Annotated in this window: 27 protein-coding genes and 1 pseudogene; 14 read left to right on the top strand and 14 right to left on the bottom strand. The window is 39.9% G+C overall.

The window, feature by feature from the left end:
• Positions 1-538: 538 nt before the first annotated feature.
• The 3 genes and pseudogenes from NSP_RS18115 to NSP_RS18125 all read right to left on the bottom strand — a co-directional run bounded on the left by NSP_RS18115 (position 539) and on the right by NSP_RS18125 (position 4,007).
• Positions 539-2,095 carry an AAA-like domain-containing protein gene (locus NSP_RS18115; RefSeq protein WP_006194524.1) on the bottom strand — a complete coding sequence of 519 codons (1,557 nt, stop codon included), beginning with the start codon at positions 2,093-2,095 and terminating at the stop codon, positions 539-541.
• A gap of 232 nt (positions 2,096-2,327) precedes the next feature.
• Positions 2,328-2,840: pseudogene (locus NSP_RS18120) on the bottom strand (nickel-dependent hydrogenase large subunit); the annotation flags it as partial.
• Between the two features lie 204 nt (positions 2,841-3,044).
• Positions 3,045-4,007 (bottom strand): hydrogenase small subunit, encoded by a 963-nt coding sequence (locus NSP_RS18125; protein WP_042201617.1) that lies wholly within the window; start codon positions 4,005-4,007, stop codon positions 3,045-3,047.
• Positions 4,008-4,407: 400 nt separating this feature from the next.
• On the opposite strand from NSP_RS18125, the gene NSP_RS18130 reads away from it, so the two are divergent.
• The 13 genes from NSP_RS18130 (at position 4,408) to NSP_RS18190 (ending at position 15,885) form a co-directional block, all read left to right on the top strand.
• Positions 4,408-5,409 carry a hypothetical protein gene (locus NSP_RS18130; protein ID WP_173403353.1) on the top strand — a complete coding sequence of 334 codons (1,002 nt, stop codon included), beginning with the start codon at positions 4,408-4,410 and terminating at the stop codon, positions 5,407-5,409.
• A 32-nt stretch (positions 5,410-5,441) separates the two neighbouring features.
• A complete protein-coding gene (locus NSP_RS18135) occupies positions 5,442-5,708 on the top strand; it encodes an asr0689 family protein (RefSeq protein ID WP_006194520.1) in 267 nt (88 codons plus the stop codon).
• Between the two features lie 8 nt (positions 5,709-5,716).
• Entirely contained in the window at positions 5,717-5,941 is a 225-nt protein-coding gene (locus NSP_RS18140) for a hypothetical protein (RefSeq protein WP_006194519.1), read from the top strand.
• A 169-nt stretch (positions 5,942-6,110) separates the two neighbouring features.
• Complete coding sequence (locus NSP_RS18145) at positions 6,111-6,944, top strand: NifU family protein (RefSeq protein ID WP_006194518.1); 834 nt, start codon at positions 6,111-6,113, stop codon at positions 6,942-6,944.
• Positions 6,945-7,021: 77 nt separating this feature from the next.
• A complete protein-coding gene (locus NSP_RS18150; RefSeq protein WP_006194517.1) occupies positions 7,022-8,197 on the top strand; it encodes an NHL repeat-containing protein in 1,176 nt (391 codons plus the stop codon).
• Positions 8,198-8,232: 35 nt separating this feature from the next.
• A complete protein-coding gene (gene hypF, locus NSP_RS18155; RefSeq protein WP_006194516.1) occupies positions 8,233-10,575 on the top strand; it encodes a carbamoyltransferase HypF in 2,343 nt (780 codons plus the stop codon).
• Between the two features lie 53 nt (positions 10,576-10,628).
• A complete protein-coding gene (locus NSP_RS18160) occupies positions 10,629-10,889 on the top strand; it encodes a HypC/HybG/HupF family hydrogenase formation chaperone (RefSeq protein ID WP_006194515.1) in 261 nt (86 codons plus the stop codon).
• A 65-nt stretch (positions 10,890-10,954) separates the two neighbouring features.
• Entirely contained in the window at positions 10,955-12,094 is a 1,140-nt protein-coding gene (gene hypD / locus NSP_RS18165) for a hydrogenase formation protein HypD (RefSeq protein WP_006194514.1), read from the top strand.
• A 30-nt stretch (positions 12,095-12,124) separates the two neighbouring features.
• Entirely contained in the window at positions 12,125-12,385 is a 261-nt protein-coding gene (locus NSP_RS18170) for a tautomerase family protein (RefSeq protein WP_478212180.1), read from the top strand.
• A 59-nt stretch (positions 12,386-12,444) separates the two neighbouring features.
• Positions 12,445-13,542 carry a hydrogenase expression/formation protein HypE gene (gene hypE / locus NSP_RS18175; protein WP_006194512.1) on the top strand — a complete coding sequence of 366 codons (1,098 nt, stop codon included), beginning with the start codon at positions 12,445-12,447 and terminating at the stop codon, positions 13,540-13,542.
• Positions 13,543-13,712: 170 nt separating this feature from the next.
• On the top strand, positions 13,713-14,042 hold the full coding sequence (gene hypA, locus NSP_RS18180; protein ID WP_006194511.1) for a hydrogenase maturation nickel metallochaperone HypA: 330 nt from the start codon (positions 13,713-13,715) through the stop codon (positions 14,040-14,042).
• Positions 14,043-14,044: 2 nt separating this feature from the next.
• Positions 14,045-14,896: a hydrogenase nickel incorporation protein HypB gene (gene hypB / locus NSP_RS18185; RefSeq protein ID WP_006194510.1), complete on the top strand. Its 852-nt coding sequence runs from the start codon at positions 14,045-14,047 to the stop codon at positions 14,894-14,896.
• A 308-nt stretch (positions 14,897-15,204) separates the two neighbouring features.
• Entirely contained in the window at positions 15,205-15,885 is a 681-nt protein-coding gene (locus tag NSP_RS18190; RefSeq protein ID WP_006194509.1) for a Coq4 family protein, read from the top strand.
• A gap of 112 nt (positions 15,886-15,997) precedes the next feature.
• On the opposite strand, the gene NSP_RS18195 is transcribed toward NSP_RS18190, so the two are convergent.
• The 6 genes from NSP_RS18195 to NSP_RS18220 all read right to left on the bottom strand — a co-directional run bounded on the left by NSP_RS18195 (position 15,998) and on the right by NSP_RS18220 (position 19,320).
• Complete coding sequence (locus NSP_RS18195; RefSeq protein WP_006194508.1) at positions 15,998-16,369, bottom strand: hypothetical protein; 372 nt, start codon at positions 16,367-16,369, stop codon at positions 15,998-16,000.
• The gene (locus tag NSP_RS18200; RefSeq protein ID WP_006194507.1) at positions 16,362-17,366 is read right to left on the bottom strand and encodes an LLM class flavin-dependent oxidoreductase; all 1,005 of its coding nucleotides are present in this window, start codon (positions 17,364-17,366) and stop codon (positions 16,362-16,364) included. The genes NSP_RS18195 and NSP_RS18200 overlap by 8 nt, the downstream gene beginning before the upstream one ends.
• A 2-nt stretch (positions 17,367-17,368) precedes the next feature.
• Positions 17,369-17,746, bottom strand: a complete 378-nt coding sequence (locus NSP_RS18205; protein WP_006194506.1) for a hypothetical protein — start codon at positions 17,744-17,746, stop codon at positions 17,369-17,371.
• Positions 17,747-18,271: 525 nt separating this feature from the next.
• Positions 18,272-18,583, bottom strand: a complete 312-nt coding sequence (locus tag NSP_RS18210) for a hypothetical protein (protein ID WP_006194505.1) — start codon at positions 18,581-18,583, stop codon at positions 18,272-18,274.
• Between the two features lie 2 nt (positions 18,584-18,585).
• Positions 18,586-18,852, bottom strand: a complete 267-nt coding sequence (locus tag NSP_RS18215) for a hypothetical protein (RefSeq protein ID WP_006194504.1) — start codon at positions 18,850-18,852, stop codon at positions 18,586-18,588.
• A gap of 42 nt (positions 18,853-18,894) precedes the next feature.
• On the bottom strand, positions 18,895-19,320 hold the full coding sequence (locus NSP_RS18220; RefSeq protein WP_006194503.1) for a hypothetical protein: 426 nt from the start codon (positions 19,318-19,320) through the stop codon (positions 18,895-18,897).
• Positions 19,321-20,253: 933 nt separating this feature from the next.
• Here NSP_RS18220 and cysK point away from each other — a divergent pair.
• Positions 20,254-21,213: a cysteine synthase A gene (gene cysK / locus NSP_RS18225; protein WP_006194502.1), complete on the top strand. Its 960-nt coding sequence runs from the start codon at positions 20,254-20,256 to the stop codon at positions 21,211-21,213.
• Between the two features lie 76 nt (positions 21,214-21,289).
• Here the strand turns inward: cysK and NSP_RS24435 are convergent, their stop codons facing one another.
• The 5 genes from NSP_RS24435 to NSP_RS18240 form a co-directional block, all read right to left on the bottom strand.
• On the bottom strand, positions 21,290-21,658 hold the full coding sequence (locus tag NSP_RS24435; protein WP_071839330.1) for a four-helix bundle copper-binding protein: 369 nt from the start codon (positions 21,656-21,658) through the stop codon (positions 21,290-21,292).
• A gap of 295 nt (positions 21,659-21,953) precedes the next feature.
• Positions 21,954-22,418, bottom strand: coding sequence for an ArsC/Spx/MgsR family protein (locus NSP_RS18230; protein WP_006194500.1), 465 nt, complete (start codon positions 22,416-22,418; stop codon positions 21,954-21,956).
• Between the two features lie 186 nt (positions 22,419-22,604).
• Positions 22,605-23,216 carry a cysteine dioxygenase family protein gene (locus tag NSP_RS18235; protein ID WP_042201629.1) on the bottom strand — a complete coding sequence of 204 codons (612 nt, stop codon included), beginning with the start codon at positions 23,214-23,216 and terminating at the stop codon, positions 22,605-22,607.
• A gap of 5 nt (positions 23,217-23,221) precedes the next feature.
• Complete coding sequence (locus tag NSP_RS26075; protein WP_017804311.1) at positions 23,222-23,389, bottom strand: hypothetical protein; 168 nt, start codon at positions 23,387-23,389, stop codon at positions 23,222-23,224.
• 27 nt (positions 23,390-23,416) lie between these two features.
• Entirely contained in the window at positions 23,417-23,902 is a 486-nt protein-coding gene (locus NSP_RS18240) for a hypothetical protein (protein WP_006194498.1), read from the bottom strand.
• Between the last annotated feature and the right edge of the window lie 109 nt (positions 23,903-24,011).

Here is a 24,011-nt window from a genome sequence, read left to right on the forward strand (position 1 = left end):
CAGCAATTTATTACAACCTGGTGCGTCGTCACACCAAACCTGCTATCTATTACAAAAAAGAGTAGGAGTAGATGCTCCAAAAATCTTTATTCATAAAATTTCTACAGGAAAGCTACAAATCTTTGATCTCAAACAACATCATTGTATTTCTGCTAAAAACTCAATAAGGGACTTCCAAGAAATAAATTATCCGGATTAACGTTAGCGTAGCTTGCCGAAGGCTACCACAGAGGCGCAGAGGACACAGAGTAATCAGGGTTTGAGAGATTTTTTACGTTAGGTGGTTGAGTATTTTTTTATTTGGAAGTCCCTAACTTCACCGTTAAACATCTTTGAGAAAAACGCTCAATATCCAAATAAATCAATACTTCTATACTCAGGTTTAAACGTAACTATTTTAACTATTTTATCGTTATTTGCGTATTTATATTGAGAAAAAAGCGGGTTTATATTTCAAGAGTAAGAAAATAATTATACTTAACTACTTGCGTTGGATTTCTCCTAATTGCGATCGCCAACCTACTCCTGATCAAAATACTCACGCCCGAATCACAGTAATCCGACGTTGATTTTCCGTCACCACAACCTGAGTTGATAAACGTTCTTCCATTGGTAGGGCATTTTTACGCCTATCAAACACAAATAACCAACCAAAATCTAACCCCAAACGCCCTAAATAGGATTCTAATTGCTCAATACCCTGAGTTTGGGGGTCACGCTTTTTCTCCCGCCATACCTTTAACTCAATACCTAAAATTACATCTTTATAACGCAGACATAAATCCATTCTGTCACTACCAATTGCATATTCCCGTTCCAGAGTTCCACCACCGTTAATAACACGATGCAAGAAAGCCATTAATACTATGTGGGGAGCAATTTCATGATAGCCAGTGCTACCTAATAACGGTTCTCCGTGCTGTCGCCAAAACTTGAGAAATGCTGCAAGTAACGCATCTATATTTAACTCCCCTTCCAGGGTTAACCAAGTTGGTGCAATCCTTGGTAGAGAAGCCATTGGTGTCACCGTTAACACCCTGGGTAAAACCTCCCGATAAATGGGATTAGCAATGGTTAATCCACCCTGGGGGTGCATTTTACACAAACCCAAATCAATCACAAATTGAATATCATCATTGGGTATATCCCCCAATTCCAAACCCGCTAACATCGGCTCGATAATCGCTTTTATTCTTGGTTCTCTTAAGCGTTCAGCTAAACTATCCAAGTGAGTATCTTGACGAGCAATTAATATTTCCTTTGCCTGTAAAATATGTTCTTTGGTAATAGCAATATTTCTATCTTTAACCATTTTTCCCACAACTTCTCTAGCAATAGCATTCACTAACCAAGGTTGTCCCTGAGTTAAATCAAAAGCTGTTTCTGTGGCTTCTTTTGTGAAAATTTGTCCTGTTTCTTCTGTATGTTGTTGATATAGTTCTGCAACTTCCTCGGCATTAAAATTTCTCAGAGTAATGGAAGTGACTTTAATATTAAAAGGACTGGATGTGTTTAATCTGTCACTACCACCGGATGCTACCTTATAATCTCGCACATCCCGTAAACCAATTAATCCCACCGATGAGGGAAAATTTTCTGGACGGTTGGGAAAACCATCTCGTAATTGCCTTAATATCGAAATTAGAGTTTCATCTTGCAAAGAATCAATTTCATCAATAAATACTACCAAAGGTCGGGGTGAAGCTTTTGCCCAAACTTGCAAAAAAGCCCTAATTCTTTGTCCTGGCTCTTCCTTTTCCCATTGCTTCACAGGTGGTTGCAATTCATCGGGTAATCGGATGGCAATTGTATTATACCAAGTTCCCAAAATCGCTAATTCTGCTGCACCTGGGTCATGATTAAAAGCGCTTCCTACTTCCACTGATACCATTACTGCTGCATAACTTCCTGTGGCGGTAAGTTGCTGTGCTAGGGATAACATTGCGGTGGTTTTCCCTGTTTGTCGTGGTGCGTGAAGGACAAAATAACTACGCTGTTGAATTAGCTCCTCCAAATCTGGTAATCGTATTGTTGGAGATAGCATATAGTGGATATCGTCTTCACACGGACCTGCAATATTAAACCAGTGAGTCATGATGATTTTGGCAGTTAGCGGACACTTTGAGTTTAGACGATTTTGGGGTTGGGGGAGGCAATGTAGGGAAGAATTAGGTAATGTCTCAGAAAACCAAATAACTTTTAGCAGAGAAAAATCAAGGGATTGACTGCTAGATACCACTTCAGAATCTCCTGATTTAAGGAAACGCTAGGGAATCATTGCACATATCCTGACAAATCCTGACTATATAAGCAATTCCGTAATTTATCACCATATAACTGCTGTGAGGCCATTGTCCCCCTAAAAGGGCATAGATTTCTACAGGTTTGGCAGAAATTGTCACACCGATTTCGTAAGACTTGCCAGTGTAAGCCGCAAACCTGCGACAAGCTTCTTCATAGTGGCGACTACGACGGTATTTTTTATTAGTTAAGTCAATAGCGAACAGTCCATAAAAATAGCGGGGAATACTTTGCATTGTTTCGACAATTTGACCCAAATTTCTCGCCAAAATTGCATTGCGAGGAACTTCTGTACCCCAAAGTGTATCTAATGCCCAAGATGCACTGGTAAGATGAGAACCACCGCAGATACCACAAATCCGGGGTGTGACAATTAATCCGGCTTGGGGGTCTTTACCTCGGAGAATAATTTCAAATCCGCGAAACAGTTCCGCGTGTGTCCAAGCGTTAACTACTCGCCCATTATCGATATCGACGCGCACATCTAAATCGCCCTCGACTCTACCAACGGGCGAAATATCTAGTGTTTGAATTGTCATTCTCCTCTCCTCTCTTTTAATTAATTAGTAGGGTGCGTTACAGACATTTCTCCTCATGCACCTAAAATCAGAATTGGTGCCGTACTCTCCTGGATAACACACCCTACCTGTACAGAACGGCATAATCAGACTTACACAAAAAACCACTCAAATTCTCATAACTCTGTGTACTCTGTGCCTCTGTGGTTTGTTTCTTCCTGACTTCTAAACCGTGAAAAAGTCTTCTTCTGCCCAAGCTGGTGCTGCAACTTTAGCGACCATTGTCAATACGGCGTAGTCTTTTTGTTTGACTCCTGGCGGTAATTCTTTGGGAACCCCCATCACTGTTTGGGTTTTAAATACGGTTCCAGGCTGGAGGTCAAAGAAGGGAAATTCTGGTTCTGTACAGCCTAAACAAGGCATCCCCACACGAGTTTTGGAGGAAACACGGTTCCATAAAATGCGGTTGCAGGATGAGTGTGTCATGGGACCACGACAACCTAAGTCATAAAATAGGCAACCTTTACGTTGACCAAATTCGCCGGTTGAGGCTTTGTAGGCAAAGTGAATGTTACGGGTACAGCCTGTTTGGGTGTATGTGTTGAAGAAGGTTTGAGGACGTTGTAGTTCGTCTAGGGCGATGTCGGCTATGCGTCCAGTGGCGATCGCTACTAATATCTGCGTAATCCAATCAGGATGGGCGGGACATCCGGGAATGTTGATTACAGGTAAGCCGGCTTTGGAAACAAAGTCTTTGCCTAAAAAGCCGCCTTTTTCACGCTTGAGAAATTGTAAACCTTGTGACTCGCTGGGGTTGGGTGACATGGCTGGGATTCCGCCCCAGGTTGCACAGTCTCCCACGGCGACAATAAATTTAGCCGCTTGGGATAAGTCTGTTAACCAATCTTTCATCGGGCGATCGGCAAACCGATTCCATTCGCCGGTGCCGTTGGGGGCATTTACAACGCTGCCTTCAAAGACTAAGATATCTAGAGGTATTTTGCCTGAAATGCAATCCCGGAGGAGGGTTTGCAGGTCGTCACCCATTTCCAATCCCAAGGAGGGATGCCAAAGTACCTTGATGCCAAAGTCGGCAATAAGATCGCACACCGTCGGTTCTTCGGCGTTGAGAAATGACATGGTGTTCCCTGAACACGCACCACCTTGCAGCCATAGTACGTTAGTCATTAGCTACACGCTTATCTATTGTTGATCATGCCAGTTTTGGGTGATCAGGATTGTAGAGTATCACCTGTTTACCAATACTTATTTATTAATATAATCTAAGTTTTTACATAATGATTTTTCATTAAATAAAAATTAATTATTTAAGTAAGTTGGTAGGAAACAAAATTAATACTCACAATCAGCAACGGCAAAATAGCTGTTAAATATTTTATGTGTTTAAAGCTGACATTAATATTAGCAATTTCCCCCTAGAATTTGAGAAATAGATTGTTCTATAGTAAAAAAATTGATAGATAGACGCGATGAATTGCGTCTCTAGAAGGGTATGGGATTCAAAATCTGCGTAAATCCGCTTAGTTAATAAACCCACTTGATGGGCGTTGACAAAATCAAGGCAGTTATGAACCCCAGCATTACAGATTCAGCAGTAAAGGCGGCGATAGCGCAAGCGCTGACTTGTCAGTTCGCAGCTATCAAATCAGAGTCAGCCACAGCAGCAGAAAAAATCGAGATGCTGATCGAAATGGCACAAGGCTTTCATAAACAGCCTAAAACCGCCCAAGATTTGCGGAACGCAGTGGGGCTATATTACCGGGCATATCAGATGTGTGGTGAGGAGTACGCCCTATTGAAAGCCCGCGCCTTGGTGGGGATGGCAGGCACGTTACAGAGTATTCCTGATGAAGGTTCCCAACTGCTGCTGCAAGCGAAAGCCAGTTATGAAGAGGCTTTGCCAATTTTACAACAATTAGCTTTGCCCGAAGAATTAGCAGAGGCACAGATGAATTTTGGGTTGGTGTTACAGTCGCTGGTAGGATTCAATCAGGCAAGAATGACGGACAGCATTAAAGCTTATCACGAGGCTTTGCAGGTATTTACCTGGGAGGATTACCCACAAGAATACGCGATTTTATACAATAATATTGCGATCGCCTACCTTTCCATGCCCATGTCATCAGAACGGGAATACTTGCGTCAAGGTTTAGCCGTGCAGTCCTTTGAAGTGGCATTAAAGCATATTAACTTAATTGACCATCCCAGGGAATATGCGATGTTACAGAACAACTTGGGTAATGCGTTGCAATATTTAGTAAGTTCCCATCCTGTAGATAATAACTTACGAGCGATCGCAGCTTATGACGAAGCCTTAAAAGTGCGTAATTCCAGAGACACACCATTAGAATATGCTAACACCATATCTAACAAAGCCAACGCCTTATTCAACTTACCCGACGACCTCGAAAAACCAGAAGCTGGTAATCCTAAAAATCTGTTAAAAGCATATACCTACTATCAAGAAGCCTGGGGAATATTTACCCAAAATCAGCAAACAGCACAAGCAGAAGCCGTCGCCCAAGCCATACAAGATGTAGAAGTAGAAATGCGAGTAGGTATGGATTAACCTTGCATTTTTCCCCTCATTTCACAACCACCATGACAGACATTTTGAACAACCCAGAAATCAGAGATTTTTTCACAAGTTTACTAGCAGGTGAATTGAACATCGCCACAGAATTCGCCTGGATAGTCATAGCCACAGCCTTATCGATGATTGGTGGTGCTATTGGCGCAATGCTATTAGCTGGAAAAGACATTGGTTATCAATTTGCAGCAACATTAGGAGCATTATTTGGACCGGCTGGTGTAATTCCCGCCATAATCTTAAGTTTTGCAGTACTAAAATTATTCACCAATTATTAGGAGTAATCATGTTTGAAATTGCATGGCTTTCTGCGAAATTATTTTTCAAAGGAAAATTACTGCGCGATCGCGGATATTTTTTCAAACAAATTGTGATTGGTACAAGCATTGCTTCCATGATCATCTTATCATTATCGCAAACAAAATTACCCCTTTGGCTACCAATAACAGTATCTAGTTTAGTGACAGGTACAGTAATGCCATTTCTCTTCAAAGATTTCAAAATGAAATAGATATACTCCCAATAATCAACCAACCAAAGAATTCAGATAATCCCACATTATTTATTGTTTAAATTGTGCTGGATTACTTCTTTCCTTCTTTCCTTTGTGTACTTTGCGTCCTTTGCGGTTCGTTTCAAATTTATTCCTGGTAAATCCCTAAACCATCCAACAAATAATAATGACAAAACTGGAAGAACTAATTCAAGAAATCAATAGATTTGAAGCAATAATATCCCAATGGGAAGAAAGCCAAAGATGTGTAGCAGTAGGACTAAAAAGAGCAATTGAAGATTTACATAAAGCAGCACTAACCCATTTAATCAAAAGCCTAAAACAAGAATCAATGTCAGCCCTGCGCCAAGCCGTAGACGATGACATAGTATATTCAGTTTTGCTTTATCACGAACTAATTAAACCACCACAAGCACCATTAATCGAAAGAATTAACACAGCCCTAGAAGAAGTGCGCCCAGGCTTAAAAAGTCATGATGGCGATGTAGAATTTGTAGCAATCAAACCACCAGATACAGTCGAAGTTAAATTAATTGGAAGTTGTAGCAGTTGTCCCACTTCAACCTTAACTTTAACTCAAAGTGTAGAACAGGCGATAAAAAATCATTGTCCTGAAATTACTAAAGTTGTAGCAGTCAATCATACTTCTACTGTCAACAGTCCATTTACTCCAGAAGATACCGCTACTTGGGTGAAACTAACAACAATTGATCAAATTCCTGAGTCTGGAATATTGACAGGTAAAGTGGGAAAAAATTCCCTAATTTTATATCGCCAAGGTGAAAATATTACCTGTTATCTGAATGCTTGCCCACATTTAGCGACTCCTTTAGATATGGGTAAATTAGATAATGGTATTCTGACTTGTAAATCTCATGGATTTCAGTATAATTTAGAAACTGGCGAATGTTTAACCGTTGCTGATGTGCCATTGCAGTCTTATCCAGTACAAATTAAAGGAGAAAAGGTTTTTGTGAAACTGCCAAAATATTCCATTTAATAGAAAAACTGCCACCACCGATACAATTCAATATCCGTTGATAAGTTTAAATAGCTATCAGTCTTCATTTGTGGTTAATGGATATACCCGTCAATATTAATCCTGCGTTAGACTTATTACCTTTATTATCTCATGGTGCAGAAGTGATATTAGGTAATATTATTACACCAGAAATATTAGCTATACCTATAGAACCTAGTCCGATAAATATGTTCGGACCTCGTGGTGCTTGTTTATTATCAGAAACTGGGTCTTTGTGGGTATCAGATACAGGACATCATCGGTTATTAGGATGGCGAAATTTACCTACCAGAGATAGTCAACCGGCTGACTGGGTAATTGGACAACCAGACTTTTATCATGAAGGACAAAATGCTAAAGGTACACCAGGAAGAAATACTTTTAGTGTCCCCACGGGAATTTGTGCTTGTGGTACAGGTTTAGCGGTAGCTGATGCTTGGAATCATCGAATATTGATTTGGAAAAATGTTCCAGAAGATAGTCATGTTCCAGCAGATTTGGTGTTAGGACAAGCTGATTTTAGTCAAAATGAAGCAAATAGAGGAACTCATCAAGCTGGTGCTAATACTATGCATTGGCCTTATGGTGTTTTCTATCACCAAGGAAAGCTATTTGTAGCTGATACGGGAAATCGCAGGTTATTAATTTGGCATCAGTTACCTACAGAAAATGGTCAACCTGCTGATTTAGTTTTGGGACAACCAGATATGATATCTCGCAATGAAAATGGGGGGAGTTCTCCTACTGCTGCGAGTATGCGTTGGTGTCATGATATTACTATTTGGGGAGATAATTTAGTTGTTGCTGATGCAGGTAATCACCGGGTGATGATTTGGGAGGGAATACCTACAGAAAATAATGCCCCTTGTGCGGTGGTTTTAGGACAAAAAAGTTTTGATTCTGTGGAAATGAATCAAGGTGTTTATTTGCCTAGTGCTAGTAGTTTAAGTATGCCTTATGGTGTAGCGGTTGGTAATGATTGGTTGCTGGTTGCTGATACTGCAAATTCTCGTTTGTTAGGATGGAGAAAGCCGGAGTCTCAATTATTATCTGGGGCGGTTGCTGATGGTTTGGTGGGACAAGTTAGTTTTAAATCTAAGGGTGAAAATCGGGATTTTGGTTTACCTCAGAGAAATACTTTGAATTGGTGTTATGGGGTGAAGGTTTGTGGAAATACGGCTGTAGTTGCTGATTCTGGGAATAATCGGGTTTTGTTGTGGGGGTTGGAGTAAGAGTTTCACGCAGAGGCGCAGAGGCGCGGAGAAGAATGGAAGAGATTAGGGTTCGGGGGACTGTTCAAGGGGTGGGATTTCGTCCTACTGTTTATCGTCTGGCTAAGGTTTGTGGTTTGTTTGGTGATGTTTGTAATGATGGTGAGGGTGTTTTAATTCGGGTGGCTGGGAGTGAGGTGGCTATTACTGAGTTTATCAATAAACTATATATTGAATGTCCTCCTTTGGGGAAAATTCAGGAGTTGACGAGAGTTAATTATGAAGGTGATGAGGATTTTACTGATTTTGTGATTTCTCGTAGTGTGAGTAGTTCTAGAAATACAGAAATTACTCCTGATGCGGCGATTTGTCCCCAATGTCAACAGGAAATTTTTGACCCTTTTAGCCGTTTTTATCGTTATCCTTTTACGAATTGTACTCATTGCGGTCCTCGCTTCAGTATTATTCGTGGGATTCCTTACGATAGATGCAATACCAGTATGTCTGCGTTTGCTATGTGTGCTGAATGTGAACGGGAATATGAAAATGTGGAAAATCGGCGTTTTCACGCCCAACCTGTAGCTTGTCATACTTGCGGACCGAAAGCTTGGTTAGAACGGGCTGATGGTAAACCTGTGACGGCTTCAATGTTTTCGATGATGGATGATGTTGATGCTGTTTGTACTTTGTTGCAAAAAGGCGAAATTGTGGCTATTAAAGGGTTGGGTGGTATTCATCTAGCTTGTGACGCTACTCAAGAAGCTGCTGTACAGAAGTTGCGTCAGCGTAAACGGCGTTATCATAAACCTTTGGCTTTAATGGCGCGGGATATAGCAGTAATTGCAGAATATTGTACTGTTAATACTCAGGAAAAAGAATTATTAGCAAGTTCTGCTGCGCCTATTGTATTGTTACAGAAAAATCCTCACTGTCTAATTGCACCTTCTGTTTCACCGGGACTAAATTATCTCGGTTTTATGTTACCTTATACCCCTTTACATCATTTAATTTTGCGGCGGATGAATCGCCCGATTGTGTTAACCAGTGGGAATATTGCTGATGAACCTCAATGTATTGATAATGAAGAAGCTAGAGAAAAGTTAGGTCATATTGCGGATTATTTTCTTTTACATAATCGGGATATTGTGAATCGAGTAGATGATTCTGTTGCTAGGGTGATTAATAATCAAGTAAAAATCATTCGCCGGGCTAGGGGATACGCACCAGCACCGATAATTTTACCACCGGGTTTTGAGAAAGTAACGCCAATTTTAGCAATGGGTAGTGAGTTAAAAAATACCTTTTGTTTATTACGCGGAGGCGAAGCAATTCTTTCTCAACATTTGGGAGATTTAGAAAACGCTGCGGCTTTTCATGCTTATCAAGATACACTCAATTTATATTTAAATTTATTTGAGCATCAACCACAAGCGATCGCTATCGATAAACACCCTGAATATCTTGCCACAAAACTCGGTAAAGAACTCGCATCTGTTAATAAACTTAAACTTCATCCTATCCAACATCATCACGCCCATATTGCTGCTTGTATGGCAGAAAATGGGATTCCTTTAGATTCCCCTCCAGTTTTAGGTATTGCTTTAGATGGATTAGGTTATGGCGAAGATGGCAAATTTTGGGGAGGAGAATTTCTGTTAGCAGATTATCGTCAATTTCAGCGCCTCGCAACATTTAAACCAGTCGCCATGATTGGCGGTGAAAAAGCAATTTATCAGCCTTGGCGTAACACCTACGCCTACTTACTCAATGCTGATATTTGGGATGAAAGCCAACACAAATATCCTGAATTAGAAATTATCAAATTTTTGCAACAACAGCCATTAAAGCTACTTACACAAGCTGTAGATAAAGGCATTAACTCGCCCCCAGCCTCATCCGTAGGGAGGTTGTTTGATGCAGTAGCTGCGGCTATAGGCATTTATCCAGAAGAATGTAGCTATGAAGGACAGAGTGCGATCGCAATGGAAGCCTTAGTCAATCCTAGCAACTTAAATAATTATGAAGAAACGCTAAATTATCCTTTTCAGCTTAACTTTTCAGATAGCATATATTATATAGACTCAAAACAGATGTGGCAAGCCCTGCTTCAAGACTTGCAAAAACAGATTAGTCAATCACACATAGCCACAAAATTCCATAAGAGTTTAGCTAAAACCATTGTCGATGTAGTTAAACATCTATGTCAAGAAAATCTGATTAATCAAGTTGTATTAAGCGGAGGAGTATTTCAGAACTGCATTTTATTAACACAAGTTACCCAGAATTTACAAAATTTAGGACTAACCGTATTAACTCACAGTTCACTTCCTGCTAACGACGGCAACATATCACTAGGACAAGCAGTAATTACAGCCGCCCAATTAACCCCCGACTCTTAATATTCCCTCTGCGTTCTCTGCGCCTCTGTGGTTCGTAAATTCAAGGAAAAAAAATGTGCTTAGGAATCCCCGGACAAATAGTAGAAATCAGCGACATTAACCATAAACTAGCCATAGTTAACATAGCTGGAGTCAAACGCCAAGTAAACATAGCCTGCATAGTCAACGAACAACATCCCCCCGAAAAATGTATAGGAGACTGGGTATTAGTTCACGTAGGCTTCGCCATGAATCGTATCAACGAACAAGAAGCAGCCGAAACATTAAAACTATTAGAAGAACTAGCAACAGCCCAAGCCCAAATAACCAACTAAAACCCCTTCCTTCTCTTCTCTTCCTTCGTGAACTTCGCGCCCTTTGTGGTTCGTTAAAAAAAACTATGAAATACGTCAACGAATTTCGAGAACCAGAAAAAGCAGCAGCCTTACGCAACCAAATAACCCAACTAAGCAACCAACTAAACAAACCCCTTAAACTGATGGAAGTATGCGGTGGACATACCCACTCCATATTTAAATACGGTATAGAAGACATCCTACCCCCCAACCTAGAACTCATCCACGGGCCTGGTTGTCCAGTATGCGTCATGCCAAAAGGGAGATTAGACGATGCGATCGCCATATCCCAAAATCATAACGTCATTCTCGCCACATTTGGCGACACCATGAGAGTACCCGGTTCCCATACCAACCTCCTCCAAGCCAAAGCCCAAGGCGCAGATATCCGCATGGTATACTCCCCATTAGATAGCCTGCAAATCGCCAGAGACAACCCAGACAAAGAAATAGTCTTCTTCGCCCTCGGCTTTGAAACCACCGCCCCTAGTACCGCCCTCACCATATTGCAAGCAGCAGCCGAAAACATCACCAACTTTAGTATGTTTTCCAACCATGTTCTCGTAATTCCCGCCCTTCAAGCCCTACTAGATAACGCAGATTTACAACTAGATGGATTTATCGGCCCTGGTCATGTCAGCATGGTAATTGGAACAGAACCATATCAATTTATTGCCCAAAAATATCATAAACCCATAGTAATTGCCGGCTTTGAACCATTAGATATACTGCAATCAATTTGGATGATATTACAGCAACTAGTAGAAAACCGTTGTGAAGTAGAAAACCAATATAACAGATTAGTAGAACCAGCCGGAAACTTAATAGCATTGCAAGCCATGAACCAAGTATTTGCAGTGCGAAAAAACTTTGATTGGCGAGGCTTAGGTGAAATACCAGAATCAGGCTTAAAAATCCGGACTGAATACACCCAATTCGATGCAGAAAATAAATTTATTATTCCTAACTTAAAAGTAGCAGACCATAAAGCTTGTAAATGTGGAGAAATTCTCAAAGGAGTTTTAAAACCTTGGGAATGTAAAGTATTTGGTACAGCTTGCACACCAGAAACACCCATTGGAAGCTGTATGGTTTCCTCAGAAGGTGCGTGTGCAGCCTACTACAAATATGGACGACTTTCTGCAATTAGTAAAAAAGCCCAACAACTAGCCACATCCAAATAACTATCACTATTCTCTAACTCCCCTCCTCGCTTGCGGGGAGGGGCTGGGGGTGGGGTTCTTAAGGAGAAAAAATATATGCCATTCATCACCGTACAAATAGCCAAAGGTCACTCCGTCGAAAAGAAACGCCAACTAGTCAAAGCACTAACCGAGACACTAATTGAAACCTTGGGTGCTAAACCAGAATGGATAACCATACATATTGATGAATTTGAACGAGAAAATTGGTCGGTTGGCGGTCAACTACATATAGATAAACATAGCGGTAGACATAAAGAAAAAGGCATCTAACCCTCCTTCTTCTTTTCTTCCTTCGCGCACTTTGTGTCCTTTGCGGTTCGTTTTTTAATATGAATATTTCCCCCAAACACAAAACACAAAATCCCCTACTACAAAAAATCGGCAAACCCCTCCAAAATAAAACACGAGACACCCATATTACCCTCGCCCACGGTAGCGGCGGTAAAGCCATGCGCGATTTAATTGAAGATATCTTTGTAAATAGCTTTGATAATCCAATTCTCTCCCAATTAGAAGACCAAGCCAGTTTAAACTTAGCTAGTCTCAGCCAACAGGGAGATAGACTAGCATTTACCACAGATTCTTATGTTGTAGACCCCTTATTTTTTCCTGGTAGTGACATTGGAGAATTAGCAATTAATGGCACTATTAATGATTTAGCCGTCAGTGGTGCTAAACCCTTATATCTCACTTGTAGCGTTATTATAGAAGAAGGATTAGAAGTAGAAACTTTGCGGCGTGTCGTTGCTAGTATGAAATTAGCCGCCCAAAAAGCTGGCGTGCAAATTGTCACAGGTGACACTAAAGTTGTCCAACGTGGTGCTGCTGATAAACTATTTATTAATACTACAGGTATTGGGGTAATTCCGCAAGGAATTAACATTTCTGCCCATAATATTCAAGTGGGAGACGTAGTAATTATTAATGGCGAATTGGGAAATCATGGTGCAGCAATTTTAATCGCCCGTGGGGAATTAGCTTTAGAAACTAATGTTGAAAGTGACTGTCAACCGTTACATAGTTTAGTCGCAAATATCCTGAGTGTTTGTCCTGATGTTCACGCTATGCGCGATGCTACACGGGGCGGTTTAGCGACAGTTTTAAATGAATTTTCTGTGAGTTCTGGTGTAGGTATTCGTCTCTATGAAGAATCTATCCCTGTGCGGGAAGAAGTTAAAGGAGTTTGTGAAATACTAGGTTTAGATCCTTTGTATTTGGCTAATGAAGGTAAGTTAGTGGTGGTAGTAGGAGGTGAGAATGCTGAAGTTGTTTTATCAGCTATGAGGTTACATTCAGCCGGGAAGGATGCTTGTGTGATTGGTGAGGTTATTGCTTCACCTGCTGGTGTTGTGTTGTTAAGAACTGCTTTTGGGACTGAACGTATTGTCGATATGTTAGTGGGTGAACAATTACCCCGGATTTGTTGATTTTTTTTGGAGGAACGAACCGCAAAGGACGCAAAGGACGCAAAGTTAAGAGGGTTTAAAAGGGTTTTTGGTTAATTACTGCCAACTTTTCTACAATTGTGAGATTTTCTAATTTTATTTATCTGTGTTTATCTGTGTGCATCTATGGTTTTAAATCTTAAATAAATTTTATGCACGAACTAGGTATTACGCAGAATATCGTGGCTATTGTTAGTGAACACGCCCAAGGTGCAAAGGTTCAACGTGTGGTGTTAGAAGTTGGTCAACTTTCGGCGATTTTACCTGATGCTATAAAGTTCTGTTTTGATATCTGTACTCAAGGTACAGTTTTGGTGGGGGCGATATTAGAAATTAGGGAAATTCCTGGTTTAGCACGATGTCGTGAATGTGGTGCGGAAATACATTTAAATAAACCTTTTGGTGTATGTAGCTGTGGTAGCGTGCAATTAGACTTAATAGCTGGTGAAGAATTGAAAATTAAGGAAATTGAAATAGAGTAATTATGTGTGTAACTTGCGGTTGTTCTGATGATGCTGAAAGCACAATTACTAATTTGGAAACTGGTGAGGTTGAACACAATCACCATGATCATACTCACACTTTACTTGATGGTACTGTAATTAGCCATTCCCATAATCATGATACTCAGCATGAAGCTTCTCAAGTTCATGCCAAAATACATAATACAACAATATCTTTAGAACAGGATATTTTAGCGAAAAATAATTTGATAGCAGCCCAAAATCGGGGATGGTTTAAAGGACGCAATATTTTAGCTTTAAATTTAATGAGTTCTCCTGGTTCGGGTAAAACAACTCTGTTAACTCGGACTATTCATGATTTAAAAAGTCAGTTACCTATTAGTGTGATTGAAGGCGACCAAGAAACAGCTAATGATGCCCAAAAAATTCAGGAAACAGGCTGTAAGGTTGTACAAATTAATACGGGTACTGGTTGCCATTTAGAAGCTGCTATGATTGACAGGGGTTTACAGCAATTGAACCCGCCGCTTAATTCGGTGGTGATGATTGAAAATGTCGGAAATTTGGTTTGTCCGGCTTTGTTTGACTTGGGAGAACAAGCTAAGGTGGTAATTCTCTCGGTGACTGAGGGAGAAGATAAGCCGATTAAATATCCGCATATGTTTCGCGCTAGTGAAATTATGATTCTCACTAAGGTTGATTTGTTGCCTTATGTGCAGTTTGATGTGCAAAAATGTATAGATTATGCCCGACAGGTTAATCCCCAAATTCAAATTTTTCAGGTTTCTGCGACTACTGGTGCTGGTTTAGAAACTTGGTATGGATGGCTATCTGCAACAGTAGGTAATTTGTCTACTCCAGTTTCTGTTTAAGTTTTTACTGTGGCTGGGTAAATGAACACAGATAAGACAATATATCTGTGTTTTTTGGTCTTTGTACTAGTTTATGAATCAACTAATTCATAGATTAAGTTCATTATTTTAGTCTTTAGATTTTGGTTTAACCTTTTAATAAACAACAATTTATTGTTTATAAAATCCCTCTAAAGATCCATGAAAAAATGAATTGTTTTTAACAAAAATAAATGGTGCATCTTCTTTTTTAAATGGCAATGGATAAATTTTCAATAATGCACTTCAGGTTTTAAGTAGCAAAGCTATATTGAACGCAGAGAATCACTATGGTCAATGTAATTACTCTTGACAACGATAAGGGACTTCTTACTTACATTATTCAATTTCTTGCATCTAGTAATCTCAAAATTGATGGTGGTACCACTGATGCCTTATTTGACTTTGAAGACGCACTTGATCAAACGGAAATGGCACAGCTAGCCGTTAATGAACTGAAACAAAATCCAGAAGTGAGCATCTTGTTTAAAGAACGTTGGCTTCCTAATCTTTTTAATCTAGATGAGTTAAGCCAGCTTCCAGAGGGTACTTTAGGTCATGTTTATGCTCATAAAATTAAGTCTAAAGACTTTAATCCTTACTTCTACAAGACAGTTCCTGTAGTTGATGATATCTCTTATCTCAAGATGCTTTGGCGAACTACCCATGATATCTATCATGTGGTTGCTGGATTTGATACTGATGAAATTGGTGAAATTGGATTACAAGCTTTTTTTATCGCTCAAACACCGATTCCTATCAGCGCTATGATTGTGAGTTTTGGACTGGTGATGATTAGTCTTTATCAACCACATAATTTAAAATATTTAATGTCTGAAATTTCCCGTGGTTACAATCTCGGTTCCCAAACTACGGGTAAGTTTATTGCTCAAAGATGGGATAAATATTGGGATGTACAGGTTAGCGATATTCGAGCAAATCTGGGAATGAAGGCTATGTTTTCAAGTTGACATTTTTCTGACATAATTTAGCCATAAATTTTCTATATTTATGTCTTTTTTAATTGCCTCCCCGGAGGCGGGGAAGAGTAAGATGATATTAGGCAATTCGAGAGTTTTGCTATTAGAGCCAATCCCGATAAGCCGAAATTTCATTGACGCTGATTTCAAACGGTGTGCCTTTACCAAATGGAGGATAAACGCGGATTTTGGCGTTACTGGTAAACCTCTCTAGCCGATTCCCTAACTGGGGAATATTACTGACTATATGCCAGTAAGATACTAGGTCAGGGCAGTCAATAATTAGCATCAAGGTTGTGCTATTCTTGGTAAGATACCACTGACAGTTTGATAATAAGACTTGCGTAATGCGATCGCAAGCGTGAAAAAAGCATCTGCCAGTAGATCGTTCTAACTCCATATGCAGCATTCCATCCTGTTTCGTTACCTCAATAGGTGGTAAATCATCAGGAGGAAGCTGGTGCAGTTTAGACATAATTCCGAACCTCTTGGTTGTAGCGCTCTAAACTTTCTAAGTTTTTTGGCAAAACAAAAGAAGAGGGTTTGAGCGCTAATGTGCCGAGATTTAACTCGTCTTGAAATGTTTTGATTTTGTCGCGACAAGTCCTCACATCACCAATAATTGAATTCTCAATCAAATAGTCTTCATCGAAACAAATATTTGTCCGATCAAAAGGTTTTTGATTGGTATTTGTGCTATTCTGCATAACATAAGCAGAATTAGCTTGCATTTTTTGGCTGAATTGGCGAATGAATGGTAGTGCTTCACTCACTGCTTCTTCGTATGTTTTACCAACATAAAAGAAGCGTGCCAATACAAATTTTTCGGAGCCACTATTATTTAAGGCTCGATATTTAGCCACGGTGTTTTTCAATCTCTCTAAGGAGAATGGCGGACCCCCCATTAAACCGAAGGAATTTTGGGCGGCAAATTCTATGCCTTGATCGTCACCTGTGGCGATGTAAACTGGAATTTGAGACTGCAATGGTTTGGGGTAAATTGTCAAGCGATCGCATTGATAATACTGCCCATTAAATGATACGTTGTCATCATACAGCAGCTTTTGAATTAAGGCGATCGCTTCTAACATTTTGGCGCGAGATTCACCCATTGGTGTACCAAAATGCTTATTATGTTGGGGAAAAGGACCTCCTTTAGCTACACCAAATAATAATCTGCCATTACACAAATTATCCAGAGTAGCAATATCTTCTGCGACTCGAATTGGGTTATGGAATGGCAATAATACCGCCGCCGTCGCTAATTGAATCGTTGAAGTAAGTCCCGCTAAGTGTGCCATTAACAGCAACATAGACGAACTGAGATTAAATTCATTAAAATGGTGTTCACTCACCCACGCTGACTCAAAACCTAAGCTTTCCGCCTGTTGTACTAGCGCAACTTGTTCAAAGATTGTGCGGCTGGTATTCTGATGATGATTTTCGTAATTGCAAAAAATTCCAGTTTTCATTGTTAGCGATCGCTATTTAAAGTTGTCACCCATTGCAACTCCAACCATAAACGAGGATTGGTATGCTTGAGCTTCGACATGGGATCGCGTAGCAATCGCGATCCGTTCATACAAACTACTTGAATTAGCCCCATATTATCTGCTAGTTCTCTGAGGACATCTTTTTGGGCTTGCACATAGGGAAGCATTTTTTCCGAACAATAAATCCCTATATATTGCAAACGTCTAGCAGGCCGTCCCCAAAAACAGGTAATTACTCTCACATGAGACCCGTCTAGTAATTCTCCAAGTGTTGGGTAATAGTGAGTGACGACTCTTGTGAATTCTTTAGCTAGGATATGTTCAGCAATCATATCAACTGATATTTCTGTAGCGCTCATCACGCTATTTAATATAACATATTCTTGTCAATTAAGCCTGACAAATCACAGAATTTCTTTCTTTTTTCCTATCAAAAAATGAGGTGTGCTTTAATTTAGCATCACCTCATCTATAGGACTCATATTTGATTTATGAAACACACGTAGGGTGTGTTATCGAGGAGAGTACTGCACCAAGACCACAGAAGACGGTGCGTTAGGCTAAAGCCATAACACACCCTACTGGCGTGACAAGCTTAAAATAGTGCAATAGACAAAACTTTTGTGGGGTGGGCATCCTGCCAGCCCAGAACAGGCAAGATGCCTGTTCCACAAGAAAATTATAATGCAACATTTTAGCCTTCTCACGCCACTACATATACTTATATTTTTTCAATAATCAAATCGGATTCCTATAGTAATCCTATTCAAATTTGACAAACTTCAGCAATTCAGGTTCTCTGCTCGGTAGAAACTTTTAAATAGCAAACTCAAAATCTTCATTTTTAATTAATGTACATTCTGAGTTTTGAATTCTAATGTTTATTAACGAGCCTTGCGTTCCGCCACTAAAACTTCAGCAAGCATTTCTGGCACATCTACAAAATCGGAAAATCCTTCTGAAGCCGGAATCGGTGAAATAAATGTATAGTTAGGGTCACACATTCCCGTATCATAGACTTCAATAAACCAACGATCAGGAAACCCTTCTACACCCAATTCTACAATGTACCAACTCTCGCCAATTAGCCGAGAGCCAAACATCACAAACCACTCTCGATGGTCTTCTGAGATATTCCAGTCTGCCATGAGGAACTCTAACGCAATTTGTCCAGCGTCGGTTTCAGTCAGCAGCATATTTACTCCTTACTTGCAACGTCAGAATTGGAAACTTCAGGATATAAACCCAATTGTTTGGCTAATTCACGAGCCACAAAGAATAAAAACTGAGCGCCTTCTTGATTACCACCATGAGCAAAACTAGATGCTACTTGCAGCATTGTCTCCACAAAAGGAGCATCAATCAATTCTGGTTGAGCTTCTAAAACTTCTGGTTCTTGACCATTAGGACATTTAAGTAATTGGTCAATGAGATCAAAATACTGGATTTGGCGTTCTTCTGTCATGATGATGATGTTTTTTTGAATGAGGACAATTTGCCGAGAGAATTACTCGATACTTTGCTGCCAAAGCCTTTCCAACATTTCAACTTTTTCTCTTAAGATAGCAGCACGATAAACAAGATATCTGTCATAAACAATAATCCCTAATCCTACAAAAATTGGGGTGATTAAGACAAACCATTGCAAGATGCTTGCAAGTCTATATTGCTCGGCAGCAATTAATAATCGGTTCACAAGATTGCGATCAGAGATTTCGTTATTTGTCTCATATTGAGATAAACTTGTACCTGATGTCTGGGAAAATAAGGCAGAATTTTCTGGGAGATTTTTGTGGATTTCACAGGATAAATTCTGCATTTTAACGAACTCAATATGTCGCCCCCAAACTATGCTAAATACTACTAAACCTGGAGAAAGCACTACTAAGGTAACGAAACAAACTGTGAGAACATTTAGAAGTTTAACTTTCATATTTGCTCTCCTTCTCTAGGTGATATGCACCCAGATGAATATCTGTTGTTGTTTACCTAACAAGTTTTTACTTTCCACTTTTTAAACATTTCTGATACTAAAGTTTAACCATTTATCAGCCGTCATTTTGTTCACTGAAGACTGAAAACTTCCCAATTTTTCCACAAAAGCTATAATTATCAACTGAGGAATCACATCTTCGTCACTGCAAGAGTTAAGAAGTCCCCCCTGATTCGTTGGGTAAAACCCTAGGAACTTCGGGGGGTAGAGGGGAATCTCTGCGTAAATCCTACACAATTTATAGCAGTCGTCCCTTTTGAGCCGAGTTTAATGTAGCGAAATTAAGATTATTAAACTTATTAAAGTTGTACTCACAGCCTATAACTGCTATTTCATCAGGCTTAGATAAATTTTTTGGGGGATGGGTGCTAGTATTTGTGAGGTGGGGTGCTAGTATTTGTGAGGTGGGGTGCTAGTATTTCTGCACTCAGGCTTAAAGCTATGTGGGGCAAGAGTAGAGGGCAGTTTTTGTTCTAGTTTTTTACCCTTGAAGCTTGTACTCAAGCAAATAGATTATGTGGTGAGTCTACACTAAAGCCTCAAAATAATCTATTAATTTTTTACTGCAAATGCCGCATCATATACTAACTATAAATTAGTAAAAGTTAAATGAATAACTTTCTTATGTAAAAGGTAATGTTTTGTAAATCTGATGGAGTGAACCACAGGCAAATAAATTTAGCTATTAAAATAGATTATGGTCAATAAAAAACATTACGGGTGAAGAATAAGTGAGAAAATTACTTCAAATTGATTATTTAGACAATCAATTTAGTATCATTAATTCTTGTAGTACCTATTGAAGTGGGAATCGCTATATAGATTAAATACATACACGTTGATTTTCATCGATGAAATCATAGGAGTTAATTTATGAGAATTGCTAAAGATGTTACAGAACTAATTGGTAGAACTCCTTTAGTTCAACTGAATAAAATTCCTCAAGCTGAGGGAGTGGGAGCCAGGATAGTTGTCAAACTCGAAGGCATGAACCCAGCCGCTTCAGTCAAAGACCGGATTGGCATTAGTATGGTACTGGCGGCCGAAGCTGAGGGTTTAATTGAGCCTGGGAAAACCATTTTAGTTGAGCCAACTTCAGGAAATACAGGTATTGCTTTAGCAATGGTAGCAGCAGCACGTGGCTACAGTTTAATTTTGACAATGCCAGAGACTATGAGCCAAGAAAGACGTGCTATGCTCAAAGCCTATGGTGCAACGTTAGAATTAACACCAGGGGCGGAAGGAATGCGAGGAGCAATTAATAAAGCTGAAGCTATTGTGGCAAATACTCCCAATGCTTTGATGCTGCAACAGTTTCGCAACCCAGCTAACCCCAAAATTCACCGAGAAACTACCGCCGAAGAAATTTGGGCAGATACTGATGGAGAAGTAGATATTGTGATTGCTGGGGTCGGGACTGGTGGGACGATTACTGGGATTGCAGAAGTATTAAAACAATACAAGCAGAGTGTGCAAGCGATCGCAGTTGAACCAAGCAATAGTCCTATCCTCTCTGGTGGTACAGCCGGTCCTCACAAAATTCAAGGTATTGGTGCTGGATTTGTCCCTGATGTACTGCGTTTAGAATTACTTGATGAAGTAATTAGAGTTAGTGATGAACAAGCGATCGCTTATGGGCGGCGTTTAGCCAAAGAAGAAGGATTATTATCTGGTATATCCTCTGGCGCGGCTTTATGTGCTGCAATTCAAGTTGGTCAACGTCCAGAAAATGCCGGTAAGTTAATCGTGATGATTCAGCCTTCCTTTGGAGAACGTTATCTCAGCACGCCGATGTTTCAAGATTTGTCTTTGAATACTGGTGATCTGCGTTAAAAAAATCGGAAAGAAGTCTCATCACTTCTCAAAAATATCAACAAGAAGTGATGATTAATTTCTGCCCTACAATGATTTACGCGGCTGTCATTGCTAATCTTCGACAAGATTCGGCACAACGACGGCACATATCAGCGCAGGCTTTCATTTGACCATTACTACCTATGCGACCGCAATCATCTGCACATCTTTCACACAGTACAGCACAAACATCGCAGGTGCGAGTGTGTAAATCTGAATTTCGGAGCATAAAATTAGCACTGGTGGTGCAAATTTCCGCGCAATCAAGCATCAGCCGGATATGATTCGGTTCTGAATGACGACCGCCCTGTTGTAGGCAATATGTCACAGTGTTTAGGCAAATGCTATGGCAATCCAAGCAGTTTTGAATACACTCTTTGAGATCACGATTAACTTGGTTTAAGCTCAGTTGTTCGATGGCCATGATATAAATCCTTAACTTTTTAAGTTGACTTATGAGGTGTGATTACCTCCTGACTCACCTTAAAAGTTTGTGGATGCAATTACTTCTAACTAATGTAATAAAGAGTACATCTAACTATTGAATGATCAAGATTCTATCCGAAGTCATACACAGCATGAAAAAGGCGTTGCTGAAAGAGCAACACCAAGTTGAAAATTTCCCAATTAAAAAATAGCCCAAAATTTCTTGTGCAGGAGTCAAGGACGGGCAAGATGCCCATCCCACAAGATGAGATAATTTATTTTCTGGTGTTCCCCTAATGCTTACAGCCACCCTCGTGATGATGGTCATGGCTATGACCGTGAGCGCAACCTTGTAAATTCTGACTCGTGAGGCTTTCGCTAACTACTCGTAAAGACTCATCCACAGGCTTTAAGCCAATCCAAGCATCTATTCTTTCCACATCGAAACCGACTTCACGCCGACTTTCTACTTCTAGTAAAGGACGGCGAATTAACAAAGGGTCTTCCAGCATTAGTTCTAAAGCTTTTTGAGCATTGATTTTTTCCGGAACCACCTCCCCAGATTTTATCTTGGGAGCGGAACGATTGAACCATTCAGCGACGGGGCGATCGCCAAAAAATGACCGCAAGCGCTCAATTGTCCAAGGTTCTTTCAGCAGATTACACACGACAACTTCATGACCAGCAGCAGTTAGCAAAACTTTTTGCTTAACACCACCTTTACAGCCTGGCTTTTCGTAGAAAATTATTCTAGCCATTGAACTTACTCCTAATTTTCTCAGGGTTTTCCGGAAAGAAATTATCCAAATCAACTTTTTCTTACCAGACGCTACAACGCGCATTTGAGTGTAGTAAGAAGTAATCAACCACAGATAAACACAGATGAGTATCTACTTCATCTCAATGAATACTGCTGTATGATTCATCTTCCAAGATTCCCCTCATCAAAACTTTTTCGCTGTATGGGTAACTGAGTCAAACTCAAACCTCTGTTGTGGGTCAGTTTCTCCATAAACATTAAAAGTTACAGTTGGTTCATCACCCACTGCTTCCACGCTGTGAATTGCATCGGGAGTGAAGCTAACAATGTCTCCGGGAAATAAAGTTATTTCTCCCGTAGGTGCAATTTTGTCGGTAAAATCCGGGCTGGGTGTACGTCGCCAAGCAGTGTTTTTTTCTTGACCTTTTAATACAGCGACAACTCCCCACGTCCCATGATTATGAATAGTTGAACGAGTTCCCGGCGCAAATGTTACTGTTTGCACGGTTAAGGGAAAACCCAATTCATTGTACAGGAGTAAAACAGAGTTTCCCGTTTTAGGATCATGTTCTGAATATTGACTTTGTACCCAGTAAGAATTTACGATTAAGCGCCTCACAAGCATTCGGATTTCTGGCAGACACCTCGATTCGTCTTCCACCTCATTGAGAACATCTTCCACCTCAGTTAAAAACCGATAGAGGCGATAATTATCTCTCAATAAATCCCATGCTCTCACGGATTTACAAGCCTGATATTCACCATTTCCAGTTACAAGCCAATCCTTACCTTGGATCATCATTAAATCATCAATTGAGAAGACTGGGGCAAGACTAATATAGGAGGAGTAACATTACTAGGAGTTCCGGGACGAGGAGGTAAAGGAGTGATAGTAAATACAGGCAGTAAAGGGTTAGAGTTAGAAGTATCCGATAACGAAATAGGTTGGTAGATGGAAAAACTATTCATGGCTGTTGATTGTTATTGGTTAACTAATTAATCGTCTTCATCGGGTGGACGTGTCAAAATATCCAAAAGGATTCCGGCTCCAAAATCGTTGTTTTTGTCAATTTCTTTGACGCGATTACTGATTTCTTTAGCCTGGTCAAATTCCCCTAAATTTGCTAATACCATTCCAGAAGCGGCATAAGCATTCAAGTACAATCTGATTTGGGGTTCCTCTAGCCGTTTAACTAATATCGGCTGAAGTTGTTCCCAATCATCTGGCAAGTTTTCTATTTCTTTAATTTTATCTAAAACTTTAGTCGCAGTTTGTAGCGCTAGTGGATAATTATTTTTATAATAAAAAAATCTATATGCTGATACTAAAATCTCGGTATTTCCCTCAGCCCTAGCTAAAGCTTCATGAATATACTTTTCAGATTCCGAGGTATTTTCCCAGGTTTGTGATGCCAAAATTAATAAATTTTTGACATCATCTGGAACCTGAAACCATGAGAATTGATTTGCATCAAGTTGCATAAAAATCTCCTTTGATGGGAAATAGGGAGTAGGAATTATCCCACTCCTTACTCATACTATTTTTTGGTGAGTGTAAGCTGAATCTCTTTCCTTCTTCCTTCTTCCTTTG

It is taken from the genome of Nodularia spumigena CCY9414, assembly GCF_000340565.2.
GTDB lineage: Bacteria > Cyanobacteriota > Cyanobacteriia > Cyanobacteriales > Nostocaceae > Nodularia > Nodularia spumigena.

What these genes read in the sequence shown, in the direction of transcription:
- NSP_RS18115 (WP_006194524.1), bottom strand. Translation starts at nt 2,095, where the DNA reads ATGACTCACTGGTTTAATATTGCAGGTCCGTGTGAAGACGATATCCAC.
- NSP_RS18125 (WP_042201617.1), bottom strand. Translation starts at nt 4,007, where the DNA reads ATGACTAACGTACTATGGCTGCAAGGTGGTGCGTGTTCAGGGAACACC.
- NSP_RS18130 (WP_173403353.1), top strand. Translation starts at nt 4,408, where the DNA reads ATGAACCCCAGCATTACAGATTCAGCAGTAAAGGCGGCGATAGCGCAA.
- NSP_RS18135 (WP_006194520.1), top strand. Translation starts at nt 5,442, where the DNA reads ATGACAGACATTTTGAACAACCCAGAAATCAGAGATTTTTTCACAAGT.
- NSP_RS18140 (WP_006194519.1), top strand. Translation starts at nt 5,717, where the DNA reads ATGTTTGAAATTGCATGGCTTTCTGCGAAATTATTTTTCAAAGGAAAA.
- NSP_RS18145 (WP_006194518.1), top strand. Translation starts at nt 6,111, where the DNA reads ATGACAAAACTGGAAGAACTAATTCAAGAAATCAATAGATTTGAAGCA.
- NSP_RS18150 (WP_006194517.1), top strand. Translation starts at nt 7,022, where the DNA reads ATGGATATACCCGTCAATATTAATCCTGCGTTAGACTTATTACCTTTA.
- hypF (WP_006194516.1), top strand. Translation starts at nt 8,233, where the DNA reads ATGGAAGAGATTAGGGTTCGGGGGACTGTTCAAGGGGTGGGATTTCGT.
- NSP_RS18160 (WP_006194515.1), top strand. Translation starts at nt 10,629, where the DNA reads ATGTGCTTAGGAATCCCCGGACAAATAGTAGAAATCAGCGACATTAAC.
- hypD (WP_006194514.1), top strand. Translation starts at nt 10,955, where the DNA reads ATGAAATACGTCAACGAATTTCGAGAACCAGAAAAAGCAGCAGCCTTA.
- hypE (WP_006194512.1), top strand. Translation starts at nt 12,445, where the DNA reads ATGAATATTTCCCCCAAACACAAAACACAAAATCCCCTACTACAAAAA.
- hypA (WP_006194511.1), top strand. Translation starts at nt 13,713, where the DNA reads ATGCACGAACTAGGTATTACGCAGAATATCGTGGCTATTGTTAGTGAA.
- hypB (WP_006194510.1), top strand. Translation starts at nt 14,045, where the DNA reads ATGTGTGTAACTTGCGGTTGTTCTGATGATGCTGAAAGCACAATTACT.
- NSP_RS18190 (WP_006194509.1), top strand. Translation starts at nt 15,205, where the DNA reads ATGGTCAATGTAATTACTCTTGACAACGATAAGGGACTTCTTACTTAC.
- NSP_RS18195 (WP_006194508.1), bottom strand. Translation starts at nt 16,369, where the DNA reads ATGTCTAAACTGCACCAGCTTCCTCCTGATGATTTACCACCTATTGAG.
- NSP_RS18200 (WP_006194507.1), bottom strand. Translation starts at nt 17,366, where the DNA reads ATGAAAACTGGAATTTTTTGCAATTACGAAAATCATCATCAGAATACC.
- NSP_RS18205 (WP_006194506.1), bottom strand. Translation starts at nt 17,746, where the DNA reads ATGAGCGCTACAGAAATATCAGTTGATATGATTGCTGAACATATCCTA.
- NSP_RS18210 (WP_006194505.1), bottom strand. Translation starts at nt 18,583, where the DNA reads ATGCTGCTGACTGAAACCGACGCTGGACAAATTGCGTTAGAGTTCCTC.
- NSP_RS18215 (WP_006194504.1), bottom strand. Translation starts at nt 18,852, where the DNA reads ATGACAGAAGAACGCCAAATCCAGTATTTTGATCTCATTGACCAATTA.
- NSP_RS18220 (WP_006194503.1), bottom strand. Translation starts at nt 19,320, where the DNA reads ATGAAAGTTAAACTTCTAAATGTTCTCACAGTTTGTTTCGTTACCTTA.
- cysK (WP_006194502.1), top strand. Translation starts at nt 20,254, where the DNA reads ATGAGAATTGCTAAAGATGTTACAGAACTAATTGGTAGAACTCCTTTA.
- NSP_RS24435 (WP_071839330.1), bottom strand. Translation starts at nt 21,658, where the DNA reads ATGGCCATCGAACAACTGAGCTTAAACCAAGTTAATCGTGATCTCAAA.
- NSP_RS18230 (WP_006194500.1), bottom strand. Translation starts at nt 22,418, where the DNA reads ATGGCTAGAATAATTTTCTACGAAAAGCCAGGCTGTAAAGGTGGTGTT.
- NSP_RS26075 (WP_017804311.1), bottom strand. Translation starts at nt 23,389, where the DNA reads ATGAATAGTTTTTCCATCTACCAACCTATTTCGTTATCGGATACTTCT.
- NSP_RS18240 (WP_006194498.1), bottom strand. Translation starts at nt 23,902, where the DNA reads ATGCAACTTGATGCAAATCAATTCTCATGGTTTCAGGTTCCAGATGAT.